Origin of the sequence: Desulfosporosinus fructosivorans (assembly GCF_004766045.1) — a bacterium.
GTDB classification, from domain to species: Bacteria; Bacillota; Desulfitobacteriia; order Desulfitobacteriales; family Desulfitobacteriaceae; genus Desulfosporosinus; species Desulfosporosinus fructosivorans.
The window spans coordinates 97,929-110,425 of record NZ_SPQQ01000001.1 but is presented as its reverse complement, the minus strand read 5'-3'; the positions used below and the strand labels follow the sequence as shown (position 1 = coordinate 110,425).

Below are 12,497 nucleotides of genomic sequence, written 5' to 3'. Positions count from 1 at the left end.
TATTTGAGCTCAAAACAAAAAAAGTGGTATAACAAACTTATAAGTTTGTTATACCACTTTTATCATGTTGCCCAAGGACTGGACCAATCTCATTTATCTTACTTCTTGGTTTCCTTAGTTTGTTCGGATTTTTCTAAAACCTGATCAACTAAACCATATTCTTTTGCCTCTTCGGCAGTCATATAGTAGTCGCGTTCAGTGTCTTTCTCAATTTTCTCTAATGGTTGACCAGTTCTCTCAGAAAGGATTTTGTTCATCTTAGCCTTGGTACGGAGCAATTGTCTAGCGTGAATCTCGATCTCAGTTGCTTGCCCGGAGAGCCCGTGCCCACCGATTAATGGCTGATGAATCAAGACTTCCGAATTTGGCAGAGCGACTCGCTTCCCTTTTGTACCAGAGGCAAGGAGGAAGGCCCCCATGCTGGCTGCCATCCCGACACAAATCGTACGAACATCCGAGCGAATTAACTGCATGGTGTCATAAATAGCCATTCCAGCTGTGATCGAACCGCCAGGACTGTTAATGTACAGATTAATATCTTTTTCAGGATCTTCCGCTTCGAGGAAGAGCAATTGTGCTACGATTAGATTGGATACATCATCATCGATTGCACCGCCGAGGAAAATAATTCTGTCTTTTAGAAGACGTGAGTATATATCGTAGGAACGCTCCCCACGACTTGTTTGCTCCACAACCATTGGGACGAGATAACCCATTTATAATTCCCCCTATTCATCTTTATTAAATAATACTGCATTAAACCTATTATATTCTGACCGATTAGCTTTATTTTATTACAAAGGTCAGGTAAGGTCAAATTATTTAGCATAAATATTTTAAAGTTATTTCACCTAAATCGTATCGCGAACTCCCACTTCCCCAAGTATGATGTTCAACTTTGGTGAACGAGCACTAATTCTCTACTATTTCTCAAAATCCTTCTTTTGATCTATAAACGTAATTAAACAACTTTCTTAGGCGTTCTAAATTTCTTAACCTATGGCCACTATCTGGAATATATTGTTATTATCCATCCACGGAAAGGTGGTCGTTGAAACGTGGATTATTATGGAACCTATCCCTTAAAACCTAGTATTATTCGCGGATATAAGCCTCCTTTTCCAAACTCCCAAAATTGTCCGCCTCCCAGTAACCAGCTCCTTCCCTTGAACCCTTCACTCAAACTTGGCTATTGGGAGTTATTATCTCCTGCCCTAGTAGGAGCTGCTGGAGCACTGTTCTTAAGCTTATTTTCGGACAGTGGCGATGTAACAGAACGCTGTGAGGACAGACTTTTTAAACTCGCTATCGTTTGGTATGGTATTGGTGCTACAGTTTCTGTTTCCTTCGCAGTAACTAATCTCTTAGCGAATCATAAAGCTCCTTCCGAACAGCTACTTTATCCAATTGCAGGAGCCCTTGTCTCAATCATCTTACTTTTTGGCGCAGAATTTCTTCTTCTCTACCGATTTTTCCCTTCCAGTTTTAAGGGAGATGTAGGGGACGATGTATGGACACAATTCTTCTCGTTTATATATTTAAGTATTACTACTTTGGCCACTGCCGATTTAGGGGACATTCTGCCTGCAAATATAACTGCACGGGCCTTAATCGCCACAGAAATAACATTTAACCTCTTTATAATCGCATCAGCAATTCAAATTCTCCTGTCTTCAAAGTAGGGACACGATCAATCCACCGTGTCCCTAGTAGTAATATGACGCAAATGGCACAGTAAACTCGTTCAGCTCAAGTTCAAGGGAATCTTACAATTGGATTAAATCAACAGCAAAAATGGGCACGAGGCATCGTGTCTTTACTCATGAAAATGAGGCCCCAGATAGGGACCTCACCTTGGCACAATATTTTCTCTTAGAAGATAACTCCCAAAGCAATCAAGATCAAAATCGCAATCGCAATGATCCCTACGCCTACACCCGTACCAACAACGGGGGCAACAGGGCGACAACAACAAGCACCACCATATCCGTACATTTTGTTAAACCTCCTTCAAATTCAGGTTATTGAGCACGTGACGTTGACAGTTTAGAATACAATACCCAATGCGATGAGAAGCAAAATTATTACAACTACAATCGCAATACCAGTTCCTACACCACCGCAACCGCAACCACAACCATGTCCACCAGCTCCGAGCATTTTGAATCCCCCTTTCATCGTTTGTACATCATACGCTTATTCACATTTATTTGTTCCATATTTTACCAAAATGACGGGGAGCTTACTCCCCCCTTTCTTTGACATCTTGTCAAAGAAGGCAAAGAAAGCCAGTTACTCCTTTCATAAGAGTAACTGACTTTCTATTTCGAATTATTTTGCCGAGCTCTAACTGGCTTCGCTCGGTAGATTCAGTAGGAGAGAGTTCTAAATATACTGTACCTGAATTCCTCCTACTCAGAGGAGCACTTGGTTAAACTTATAAGGCTTGTTCTCCGGTGGCTCCCGTTCTTATGGTGAAGGCATCTTCCACGGCAGACACAAAGATCTTTCCGTCACCGATCTCCCCAGTTCGAGCTTCTTTGGTAATAACCTGGATAATGTCTTCCACGAATTTATCCATAACGACGACTTCGATCTTCACCTTGGGAATAAGATGTACTGTGTACTCCACACCCCGGTAGATCTGGGTATTCCCCTTTTGTTTACCACAGCCGATTACTTGGGTGACTGTCAAGCCGTTGACCCCGTGATTGCTCAACGCATCTTTTACGCAGTCTAGCTTTCCGGGACGAATAATCGCTTCAATTTTCTTCATATTTAAACACTCCTATGCAATTTGAATTGACAACCTTTTCAAAGAAATAGAGATATTGTCTTAACTGCTCGAGTTCCTGACTTGATTTCTCGACGTTGTGCAAGTTCAAATCGAGCCGTCCCCAGCTTGCCTATTATACGCTCATGTCTAGCGAGCTTTAGACGAATTCCGAATAAGCTCTCTCTCCGTGCAAGGATAGATCCAAACCATTTGATTCCTCTTCCTCGCTAACACGAAGTTTCATCACCAGACCAATTGCTTTCAAAATGATGAACGTCGCCGTCACGGTAAAGGCTATCGTAATTCCAACACTCATAACCTGGATTCCCAAGAGTGACGAATTTCCGTAAAATAAACCATCCGCGCCGGCTGGATTAATAGTCGTGGTAGCAAAGATCCCTGTTGCCAAAGCACCCCAAGTTCCACCAATCCCGTGGCAACCAAACGCGTCTAAGGCATCGTCATAGCCAAATTTCGCTTTCATTACACTAATTGCCAGATAACAGATTGTTCCGCCGATTAGACCGATAAATATTGAGGAAAGCGGAGTTACAAAACCTGCACCTGGAGTTATCGCTACTAATCCAGCCACTGCACCGCTAGCGGCACCGAGCATGGTGGGTTTTCCTCTGTGCAGGCGCTCCACAATTACCCAGGCAATAGCTGCTGCTGCTCCTGCTGTGTTTGTATTCACAAAGGCCATAGCCGCTAAACCATTCGCACCTAAGGCACTGCCTGCATTAAACGCAAACCAACCAAACCATAGGAAACCTGCACCTAAAACAGTCATCGGAACGTGATGCGGCGCCATTGAGTCTTTACCAAATCCTTTGCGTTTACCGAGCACCAGGGCTGCTATCAAGGCGGAGTAGCCAGAACTAATATGCACGACGTTACCTCCGGCAAAGTCCAACGCTCCTAGTTCTCTTAGAAAGCCACCGACACCCCAGACCATATGGGCCAAAGGATCGTATACAAAGGTCGCCCACAACAGCATGAAGAGAATAAAGGCTGGAAAACGCATCCGTTCTGCAATTGAACCACTTATTAAAGCGGGGGTGATTACTGCAAACATCATTTGAAAGGCCATAAATAGAATTGCTGGAATGGTGGCTGCATAATCAGGGTTGGGCTCCATACCAACTCCATTCAACCCCAGCCAGTCTAAGCCTCCAATTAAACCGTAATTGTCTGGCCCAAAAGCCAATGTATATCCCACCAAGATCCACTGCAAAGACATAATACCAATGACGATCCAACTATGCATGAGGGTACTAAGCACATTCTTTTTACGTACCATGCCCCCATAAAAAAGCGCTAAACCAGGTGTCATAAGAAAAACGAGTGCTGTGCAAATCATAATAAAGCCTGTATCCCCTGTATCCATAATCTTTCCTCCTCATCTTCTGTGTTATTAGCGAAACTTAGTTAGCCTGGTCGTGCTGACCATGACTCGAACAAAACGTTCGAAATTAGAGCATCCCATTTATGGTTAGATCCACGATAGTCGAGATCCCTGTTACCTGATGACGGGAAGGGACCTTGCTGAATTGCACTGCAGTGCAACTCAAAATGGCGCTTTGAGCTACTCTTACGAGTATCCTCAAAGCGCCATTGCTTTGCATTAATTTTTTCCTAACCGAGTTGTTTCGGCTGTGCACACCTTATGTTTGATATTCTAGCACAGATGCGAACTGTCTTGCAACACTTTTTCCTAATGAATCTTGTATACCTAACAGGGGTCAGAAGCCAGAATTCAGAACCCGAGATTAGGAGTCAGCCATCTGAGATTCAGATAGGCTAACCGCTATTTCAATATCCTATGTTTGACTTAGAGACTTCATCGGAAATAGTTCATTAAAGTAGGCAAAATAGGGTTATAGACAAACTCTAAAAATAGAAACAAGAAGAGCCCAACGATCCCACCAATCATCGATCCATTAATCCGGATCCATTGGAGGTCGTTACCTGCCTTCTCCTCAACAAATCGGTTGAGATCCTGATCAGTGTAAGCGGTCAAGGTCTCCCTGACCATGCCACCGATTAGGTCATGTTCATTTTGAATTATCCTGCATAAGGTATCCACAAGGAACGAGTTGATCTTTGCCTGAAGTCCCGAGTTATGCTGTACGCTAACCCAGTATTTTTCGACGTAAGGATGAATCGTACGATACAGGGCATTCGGATCCGATGGTGTAGAAGGTGATGCGGCAACCTTGAGGGCTTCCCCAAGTACAGATTCCAGAAATCTGCTAAATACAGCATCGCCCAACAAGTCTTCCTTCCATTGCTCGATTTGAGCGCTAAACCGGGTATCAGACTCTAATTCTTCTGCCCTATTTAGAAGGGTATCCTTTAGGCTGATACGCAAAGGATCTAGCGGGTCTCTAATTTTGCGTAAGGTGAGGAGCAGCTCCACCTGAAGTGCATCGGCGGCTTCGTCGAGGTTTAACCCATCTGACATTTCAACAAAACCTAGCAATGTGCGGAATATTGACCCCCCATTGCCTACTTTTTCTTCTTTAATCTCCTCTAGGTAACGGAGAATAGTCTTACGCGTTTCTCCATCGGAGGCTTTTTCCCAGAGCCCTTCGGCTAAGCGATCCAATCCTAGATCAATAAATCCATGTTTTAACGCCCACCCGCTTAGGCCCTGTATCCTTGGCGCTAAGTTCCAAGTCTTTGCAGTGCTACGGATAAACACGGCTAGTTTCTCTGCTAGTTGGGCCGGTTCCTGTTTTTGAGCATAACGCCGAAGATAGGTCAGAATCGTATCAGTTAGGTATCCTGTTCCACCTGCTTTTTCGACAATCAATAGAAGTCCTTTACTAAATGGAATCCCCTCAATCTTCTTACGAATTAAATTCATGTTTAGTAACTCTGTCTGCACGATTGAGGCAACAGCTACAATCACCTTCTCGCGGTTTCGTGGAATCAGTGCGGTATGATAGCCCCAACCTAGTGGTTTTTTGAAAATCGCTGTTACCGCAAACCAATCGGCAATTCCACCCACTAAGGCTGCTTCCGAGACGAAAAACGTCAACCTGATTGCGAAGTTACTTGGATTGAAATGTTCTAACACCGCAGTACCCATGAAGAAGAGGAAAACGGCGACCAACGTAATATTTGCCTTTCTGTGATAATTCATTTCAACACCATCCCAAGCACGTAGATCAACATTCCGGCCAGACCGCCGACTACCGACCCGTTAATTCGTATCATTTGCAAGTCATTACCCGCTTTGTCCTCAATCAATTCAACAAGCTTGTCATCCGTCAGAGGATCCAACCCTTCACGAACCATGCGTCCTATTGTCTTGTGGTGGAGTCCAATCTGTTTTTCAAGGAGAAGCTTGACCCTCTCATCCACTTTCAATCTAAGGGATTGATTGCCCTCTAATATCCCAAGGTACCCATCCCAATTGTTCGAAAGATTACCCCTCAAGTGTTCAATCACTGCTATTAAAGTCGCATCTTTTTTCTTAAACGCTGAGTTTTCAGGGTTCTGGTCAAGAATGGTATAGATAAACTTGTTAATACTTTCCTGAAGCGAGGATTTTGTCTTAAGTTCTAACACAAAGTGGAGCAAAGAGTCCTTAAGCCACCGCTCAACTGTCCCGTCCTGTAGCGCGGTTTTGACCTTCTCTTGAAGACCATGAGCCAGAACAGCGGGTGCAGGAAGGAACTTTACGACCATTTTACGGGTAGCATTATTGTCACCGTACCTTATTAGGGCGGCATCCATCGTATTTATTAGGGCTGCCTTGACCTCAGGTTGCTCTACATACTCGTTGATTGCTCGACAAATAACCCCCAGAACTTCCGCGAAACCTCCGTGGTCTAATGAAAATTCGATGACTTCTGCCAGAGTTTGCGAGAGATTCATGCTACCCATATTTTCCTGGAGTAAGCCCTGCATACCCTGTGTGAATTCGCCTTGTCCCATATGCCTAACGACATCCTCTGCCAAATTCGTTAGTAAGGGTTCGATGGAAAGCTTAACCTCCGGCTTACTCAAGATCCGTATAAGCACGCCTGAAAAATCCCAAGCGGATAATTTGCGTTGGAGTACATCTTGCGAAAGTAATTCATCTTGTACCATATCTGCTAAGGCCACAAAAATCCGTTCTCGGTTCTGCGGAATTATCTCTGTGCGAATTATTTTGCCCGGTCGAATTCCCAAGGGACGTCGAAAAAGCGCCGTTACAGCAAACCAATCGGCAAGCCCCCCGATCATTCCCGCGCTACATCCACTAGCGATGAGTCCACCAACGAAGCCCCCATGAAACGGATAACTTAGTAAAAATCCAAGGGTAATCCCACCTAGGGTGAGGTTAGCCTTCTTGGTATTATTTATTCTCTTTGTCATTCTTTCTTTCACCTACATTAAACATTATGCGGAAGTGTCTTGGCATTCTACGACGATATGTGTCGTGCAATTCATTTCCATTTATCTATCTTAATCTATTTTTTGTTCTAACACCAGAATGCAAGTCAAAAACCGGGGGTTCCACCAAATTCGACATCCCTCTCTCAGTTGTTCTTCTGAACATCACGAGGGTTACCCTCTTGGAGAGTTTACCAGTCCCTTATTATAATTCCTATAAATATTTTATGTCAATTAGTTCATAGCTCCTTCAAATTTCTAAGTCTAAATTTTGAAGCAATGGGAACACTGAACGTTAGAATCAATACTATAAGGAGGATTTGTATGTGTGACAACACTTCGAGCGATGATAACTATCACCGGCTGGATGACTATATCGACAGCCTCCCCTACAAAAAGGAAAACTTAATTGGGATCCTGCATCAAGCCCAGGAACTCTTCGGCTTCCTGTCCGACAAGTTACAGTTACATATCGCCCAGAAACTTGACATTCCTGCGGCCAAAGTCTACGGGGTCGTGAGTTTCTACTCCTTTTTCACCATGAAACCTCGGGGACAACACACTGCCAACATTTGCATGGGTACAGCTTGTTTTGTGCGAGGTGCAGAGAAGTTACAAAAAGAAGTAGAAAAACAGATGGGGATTAAAACTGGGCAAACCACCGAAGACAATCTCTTTTCATTAGATTCTCTGCGCTGTATTGGAGCGTGTGGTCTTGCCCCAGTCATGATGGTGGATGGGAAAGTCTATGGCCGAATACATGAACCAGAGGAAGTTAGACAGGTCCTTGAAAACTACCGCCCGGAAGATTAGAGTCCGAAAATTTAATGTATTGAAGGAAGGGAAGCCATCGATGAAACTCGAAAATGCTGATGCGCTGAATGCGCTTAAGGCACAAAACCTCAGTCTCCTAAAAAACCGACGCATATCCAACCCTGTCACAATTAAAGATGCACAAGGCCAGCACAGGGACGTTTTGATCTGCGGGGGACCTGGTTGTCACTCTTCAGGCAGTCCTGGAATCGCTGACTTTCTCAAGGAGGAACTAAGTCGACGCGGATTATCTGAACAGGTTCAGATTTTCCAACCTGGCTGTTTTGGTTTTTGCGAAAGAGGCCCGATGATCGAGATTCACCCCGATAACACTACCTATTGTGAGGTTTCCGTTGGGGACGTAGAAACCATTGTAGAAGAACACTTCGTTAAAGGAAACCAAGTAGAACGCCTTCTCTATAAAGATCCGATTACAAAAGAACGATTTGCATCCAACCTCCCCTTTTATAAGGGTCAGCTTCGCATCGCCCTGCGCAATGTCGGTTTTATCGCCCCTGAAAATATTTTAGAATATATCGCTGCGGACGGCTATCAGGCCTTAGTTAAGGTACTCTTCCACATGACTCCACTTGAAGTTATCGAGGTGATCAAAAATAGCGGGCTCCGTGGGCGTGGCGGTGGTGGCTTTTCCACTGGTTTGAAGTGGGAACTCACACGCAAGAGCGAGGCCGAGCAACGATACATTATTTGCAATGCTGACGAAGGAGATCCCGGGGCCTTTATGGACCGTTCTGTCTTAGAAGGTGACCCTCACAGTGTTTTAGAAGCTATGCTCATTGCGGGCTCGGCGATCGGAGCTAGTCATGGTTTTATCTATGTCCGCGCAGAATATCCTGCAGCTATTCATCGGTTAGAAGTTGCTATTGTACAAGCTCGGGAATACGGTTTACTTGGCAAAGGAATTTTAGGTAGCGATTTTTGCTTTGATATTGAGCTCAAATACGGTGCCGGAGCCTTTGTCTGTGGTGAAGAAACAGCACTGATTCATTCCATCGAAGGAGCTAGAGGAGAACCTTCTGTCAAACCTCCGTTCCCTGCCCAAAAGGGGTTATGGGGTAAACCCACCTGTGTTAATAACGTGGAGACTCTTGCCAACATCCCTCCAATTATTTTAAAGGGAGCAGATTGGTTTGCTGGAATCGGTACGGAGAAAAGCAAAGGAACCAAAGTATTTGCACTCGCTGGAAAGGTTCGAAATGTAGGACTTGTGGAAGTCCCCATGGGAACAACCCTGCGTGAAATTATCTTTAACATGGGCGGGGGAATCAAAAACCATAAAACGTTTAAGGCCGCACAAACGGGAGGCCCCTCAGGAGGATGTATTCCAGCCAAATATTTAGATACTCCTATTGATTATGAATCCTTAGCCGCCATTGGATCTATGATGGGATCCGGAGGGCTCATAGTCATGGATGAATACGATTGTATGGTCAATATTGCTAAATTCTTTCTTGAATTTTCTGTAGACGAATCCTGTGGTCGCTGTACTGCTTGTCGTGTCGGTACCAAACGCCTTCATGAAATCCTAACTAAAATTACAGAAGGCAAAGGGACTGAAGATGATTTAGACAAACTTGTTCAGCTCGGAAAAATCGTGAAAACCTCTTCCCTTTGTGGACTGGGACAGACCGCTCCAAACCCAATCCTCTCCACGATCGAGTATTTCCGAGACGAATACCTTGCCCATATCGTCGATAAAACCTGCCCTGCGGGTGTATGTAAGAGCTTGTTGAAGTATCGCATTACCGAAAAGTGCGTAGGATGTACCCTCTGCACAAAACACTGCCCGGCTAATTGCATCACTGGCTCAGGCAAGGAGCGCCACGTCATTGATGAAGAACGTTGCCTAAAATGCGGGGCATGCATGGAGCAATGCCGTGTTGCCGGTGCTATCACCCGTCACTAAACTCGTATCAACTAAAGTTGACCATCGTACCATTCCCGCTTGTAGAAGTGGGAGTCTCACGATTGGATAAAGAACCCCTTGAAGGAGGAACTCCGATGGATATACAGATGACCATTAACGATATCCCTATTACCGTACCAAAAGGCATGTCCATCTTAGATGCTGCCCGCACTATAAACATCGATATCCCAACCTTATGCTACCTTAACCTGCATGAAATGAACATCAATAATCACATTGCTTCCTGCCGAGTGTGTTTGGTCGATATCGAGGGGCGACGAAATCTGGCCCCCTCCTGTTCAACCCCTGTACAAAATGGCATGGTCGTTAAAACAGATACGCCTCTAGCTATCCAGGCTAGACGTACCATGGTTGAACTCCTCCTTTCTGACCATCCAAAATCATGTTTAACCTGTGCCAAGAACCTAGACTGTGACCTCCAATCTCTCGCGGCAGATTTAGGCGTGCGTAATATCAGCTATGAAGGAGAAGAATGTGAGTTTGAGATTGATAAATCTAGTTTAGCCATTATCCGCGACCCCAACAAATGCATTCGCTGCCGCCGGTGTGAAACGATGTGCAACGAGGTTCAGACTGTTGGCGTTTACTCTGCTGTGGGTCGCGGTTTCGAAACTGTGGTTAAAACCGCCTTCGATTTACCTCAACACGACACCTCTTGCACGTTCTGTGGACAATGTGTTGCGGTATGCCCCACTGGTGCTTTGATGGAACTGGATCAAGTCGACAAGGTCTGGAAGGCACTTAACGATCCTACACGCTTTGTCGTCGTGCAAACAGCACCCGCCGTACGGGTTGCTCTTGGGGAGGGATTCGGTTTAGAACCAGGGACGATTGTCACCGGCAAAATGGTTTCGGCATTACGGCGACTTGGTTTCGACCGCGTCTTTGATACAGATTTTGCGGCGGATGTAACGATTATGGAGGAGGCGTCCGAGCTGGTTCACCGCCTAAAAAACGGCGGACGATTACCTATTCTCACCAGTTGCTGTCCAGCCTGGGTCAAATTCTTTGAACATCAATTTCCGGATTTGCTGGACATTCCTTCGACCTGCAAATCTCCCCATGAAATGTTAGGGGTCTTAACCAAAAGCTATTATGCAGAGACCTATGGGATCGATCCTAAGAAAATTACTGTTGTCTCAATCATGCCTTGCATAGCCAAAAAATATGAAGCAGCCCGCCCCGAATTGGGGCAAAGCCAGGTCATGCCGGATGTGGACATCGTCATAACTACCCGAGAACTATCACGTATGATTCGAGAAGCGGGCATTCATTTTGAACATCTCAAAGATGAAGAATTTGATGACCTCCTAGGAGAATCGACTGGCGCTTCCGTGATTTTCGGGACGACAGGTGGAGTCCTCGAAGCAGCCCTGCGGACCGCCTATGAGTGGATAACCGGTGAAACTCTGGAGAAAGTGGAGTTTGAAGCTCTCCGGGGAATGGATGGAATTAAGGAAGCGATCATCCCGATCGCTGGGCGCGATTATCGGGTTGCGGTCACGCACGGTCTAGGACATGCCCGCTATATTCTTGAAAAAATACAAACTGGGGAAGCCCATTATGATGTAATTGAGATTATGGCCTGCCCTGGTGGATGCATCGGTGGAGGAGGGCAACCCTATCACCATGGCAATGTTGAACTTCTTAAAGCCCGTGCCAACGCCATTTATGAAGAAGACCGCTCCAAGCCTTTGCGAAAGTCGCACGAAAATCCAGCAGTTCTCGCTCTCTATAAGGATTACATCGGCGAACCTTATGGAGAAAGGGCGCATCAATTGCTCCACACCAGCTTCACAAAACGCAGGAAAATATAGGGGAGATGGAACGATTCTCACTCCCAGAAAGACAGTTCTTTTTCATACATGCGGAGAGGGAGGAGGACCGGTTCTTGCTTGTACGAACAAGAACCGGTCCCTCCTCCCTCTTCACTTTGATATTTAACAGAAACACTTAATTATTTCAGGATCAAATTGACTCTCACTGCAGTTTCTTAATTCACGATATGCATCTTCCTTATCTACTGAGCTGCGATAAACTCGGCGTGAAGTCATGGCATCATAAGCATCTGCAACAGCTATAATTCGCCCTCCATGGTGAATTTCTGTCCCTTTCTTGCCCACTGGGTAGCCTGAGCCATCCCAACGTTCGTGGTGGTCAGCAATCATTGGGATTACATCCTTAAATCTTTCCGTGTTTCGCAATATATTGACTCCATATTCGACATGTCTTTTAATTTGAATGAACTCTTCGTTTGTTAGCTTTCCTGGTTTTTGCAAAATACTTGCTGGTACCGCGATCTTACCAATGTCATGCAATAGACCTGCAATATACACAGTCTCGACCAGGTTCCGCGAAAACCCCATCTGCCTTGCAGCCTTTCGGGCATAAGTGGCAACCCGCAACGAATGCCCCCTATTATATTCATCGTTATATTCTACAGCAGCGGAAAGAGTGTGGATAAGCTGGATATTTATTTTCGACTGATTAGTATTTGCTTTCAAATTTTTTAAAAACCCTCTATCGAAAAAAAACTCCGAGATATTTGCCTTCAACATTCGCCACTCTCTTTCC

Annotated in this window: 11 protein-coding genes; 4 read left to right on the top strand and 7 right to left on the bottom strand. The window is 45.0% G+C overall.

Annotated elements, in window-relative coordinates:
* Positions 1 to 98: 98 nt before the first annotated feature.
* Positions 99 to 716 (bottom strand): ATP-dependent Clp endopeptidase proteolytic subunit ClpP, encoded by a 618-nt coding sequence (gene clpP / locus E4K67_RS00505; protein WP_135544472.1) that lies wholly within the window; start codon positions 714 to 716, stop codon positions 99 to 101.
* A 342-nt stretch (positions 717 to 1,058) separates the two neighbouring features.
* Here clpP and E4K67_RS00500 point away from each other — a divergent pair, with 342 nt between their 5' ends.
* Positions 1,059 to 1,682: an ion channel gene (locus tag E4K67_RS00500; protein ID WP_135544471.1), complete on the top strand. Its 624-nt coding sequence runs from the start codon at positions 1,059 to 1,061 to the stop codon at positions 1,680 to 1,682.
* A gap of 190 nt (positions 1,683 to 1,872) precedes the next feature.
* Here E4K67_RS00500 and E4K67_RS30990 read toward each other — a convergent pair whose 3' ends face one another.
* The 5 genes from E4K67_RS30990 to E4K67_RS00480 form a co-directional block, all read right to left on the bottom strand.
* Positions 1,873 to 1,995, bottom strand: coding sequence for a hypothetical protein (locus tag E4K67_RS30990; protein ID WP_274594817.1), 123 nt, complete (start codon positions 1,993 to 1,995; stop codon positions 1,873 to 1,875).
* 442 nt (positions 1,996 to 2,437) lie between these two features.
* The gene (locus E4K67_RS00495) at positions 2,438 to 2,776 is read right to left on the bottom strand and encodes a P-II family nitrogen regulator (protein ID WP_135544470.1); all 339 of its coding nucleotides are present in this window, start codon (positions 2,774 to 2,776) and stop codon (positions 2,438 to 2,440) included.
* Between the two features lie 157 nt (positions 2,777 to 2,933).
* Positions 2,934 to 4,163 carry an ammonium transporter gene (locus E4K67_RS00490; RefSeq protein ID WP_135544469.1) on the bottom strand — a complete coding sequence of 410 codons (1,230 nt, stop codon included), beginning with the start codon at positions 4,161 to 4,163 and terminating at the stop codon, positions 2,934 to 2,936.
* 453 nt (positions 4,164 to 4,616) lie between these two features.
* Entirely contained in the window at positions 4,617 to 5,924 is a 1,308-nt protein-coding gene (locus tag E4K67_RS00485) for a DUF445 domain-containing protein (protein ID WP_135544468.1), read from the bottom strand.
* Positions 5,921 to 7,144: a DUF445 domain-containing protein gene (locus E4K67_RS00480; RefSeq protein ID WP_135544467.1), complete on the bottom strand. Its 1,224-nt coding sequence runs from the start codon at positions 7,142 to 7,144 to the stop codon at positions 5,921 to 5,923. Before E4K67_RS00480 ends, E4K67_RS00485 begins: the two co-directional genes overlap by 4 nt.
* Positions 7,145 to 7,486: 342 nt before the next feature.
* Here E4K67_RS00480 and E4K67_RS00475 point away from each other — a divergent pair, with 342 nt between their 5' ends.
* The 3 genes from E4K67_RS00475 to E4K67_RS00465 all read left to right on the top strand — a co-directional run bounded on the left by E4K67_RS00475 (position 7,487) and on the right by E4K67_RS00465 (position 11,740).
* Complete coding sequence (locus tag E4K67_RS00475; protein ID WP_135544466.1) at positions 7,487 to 7,975, top strand: NADH-quinone oxidoreductase subunit NuoE family protein; 489 nt, start codon at positions 7,487 to 7,489, stop codon at positions 7,973 to 7,975.
* A gap of 40 nt (positions 7,976 to 8,015) precedes the next feature.
* A complete protein-coding gene (locus E4K67_RS00470) occupies positions 8,016 to 9,902 on the top strand; it encodes an NADH-quinone oxidoreductase subunit NuoF (protein ID WP_135544465.1) in 1,887 nt (628 codons plus the stop codon).
* 95 nt (positions 9,903 to 9,997) lie between these two features.
* Positions 9,998 to 11,740 carry an NADH-dependent [FeFe] hydrogenase, group A6 gene (locus tag E4K67_RS00465; protein ID WP_135544464.1) on the top strand — a complete coding sequence of 581 codons (1,743 nt, stop codon included), beginning with the start codon at positions 9,998 to 10,000 and terminating at the stop codon, positions 11,738 to 11,740.
* A 123-nt stretch (positions 11,741 to 11,863) separates the two neighbouring features.
* Here the strand turns inward: E4K67_RS00465 and E4K67_RS00460 are convergent, their stop codons facing one another.
* Positions 11,864 to 12,481: an HD-GYP domain-containing protein gene (locus tag E4K67_RS00460; protein ID WP_135544463.1), complete on the bottom strand. Its 618-nt coding sequence runs from the start codon at positions 12,479 to 12,481 to the stop codon at positions 11,864 to 11,866.
* Between the last annotated feature and the right edge of the window lie 16 nt (positions 12,482 to 12,497).